The organism is Dietzia sp. NCCP-2495 (assembly GCF_026011735.1).
Classification (GTDB): Bacteria; Actinomycetota; Actinomycetes; order Mycobacteriales; family Mycobacteriaceae; genus Dietzia.
The window spans coordinates 1-1,456 of record NZ_BRVN01000056.1; the positions used below are offsets into that span (position 1 = coordinate 1).

At 64.4% G+C, this 1,456-nt stretch carries 1 protein-coding gene; it reads left to right on the forward strand.

Annotated elements, in window-relative coordinates; translation table 11 throughout:
• Nucleotides 1–128: 128 nt before the first annotated feature.
• A complete protein-coding gene (locus tag OPF83_RS17335) occupies nucleotides 129–1,442 on the forward strand; it encodes an ISL3 family transposase (RefSeq protein WP_264888897.1) in 1,314 nt (437 codons plus the stop codon).
• Nucleotides 1,443–1,456: the final 14 nt, after the last annotated feature.

A 1,456-nucleotide genomic window follows, 5' to 3' on the forward strand; every position in this document is an offset into this window, starting at 1 on the left:
GGCTCTTCCGGTTCCGGCGTGCGTAGGTGGGGTTTGCCGGTGATGCGGTGAGGCACAAGATGTAGGGGTCCTGGGGCGTGTGAAGATGCAGGTTCTCACACCGCGCATCGAACACCCCAGGACCCGTCTTGAACGCTACCGCCAGCCTGCTCGCCGACACCATTTGCCGCACCGTTGAGCTCGGTGTCACGATCACCGACGCCGCTGTTGCCGACGAGATCACCCACCTGTTCTGCTCTCCGGTCACCACTGACCCCGTCTGTGATGAGTGCGGGATTGCAGGGCGGTTGCGTGATCATGTTGTGCGCGAGGTGACCGATGTACCGATCGTGGGGCATCCCACCAGATTGCACATCCGGCTACCGCGGTTCACCTGCGACAACGAAGCCTGTGCAACGAAGATTTTTCAGCAGCGGATGCCGCAGTTGGCCGAGCCGCGGGCCAAGACCACCCGACGTTGCACCCGCTGGATCCTGCAGCGCCTGGCGATCGACCGCACCAGCGTTGCTGGAGTGGCAAAGTCCCTCGGACTGGGGTGGGACCTGGTCAACGACCTGGCGATCTCCAAGATCCGCGAGATGGTCTACGACCAGCCCGGCCACCTGGACGGGGTCCGCGTTCTCGGCGTCGATGAACACAAGTGGAAGCATGTCCGCGGTGACGGGACCTCGTCGTTTGTGACCGTCCTGGTCGACCTCACCCCGGTGGTGGATGGTACCGGTCCGGCCCGGCTGTTGGACATGATCTCCGGCCGCTCAGCGAAGGTCCTCACTGACTGGCTGGACGCCCGTGATCAGGGGTTCCGTGACCGGATCAAGGTGGTGACCCTGGACGGGTTCGCCGGCTACCATTCGGCGACCGCCAAGGCTGTGCCCGAAGCGCGGACGGTGATGGACCCGTTTCACGTCGTGCACCTGGCGGCCGAGAAGATGACCCTGTGCCGCCAGCGGATCCAGCAGGACACCACCGGGCACCGCGGCCGCACAGGTGACCCCCTGTACGGGATCCGGCGGACCTTGAACACCCGGGCCGAACTGCTCACTGACAAGCAGAAGGTGCGCCTGTTCAAGGCGTTCACCGCCAACGATGCGCACGCCGCGGTCGAGGTCACCTACGGCGTCTACCAGGCATTGATCGCCGCCTACGAACACCCGCGGCGCCGAGACGGCAAGATCGCGATGTACAAGCTGCTCAAATCGATCCGGGCCGGCGTCCCGAAAAAGCTGCCCGAGCTCGCACAGCTGGGCCGGTCTCTGTGGAAACGGCACCGCGAGATCTTGGCCTACTTCGACACCGGAGCCTCCAACGGGCCCGTCGAAGCCATCAACGGCAGGCTCGAGCACCTCCGCGGGATCGCCCTGGGCTTCCGAAACCTCAAGCACTACATCTTGCGGTCACTCATCCACTCCGGACAGCTCCAGGATCGGATCAACGCACTCTAAATCCGGAAGAGCCA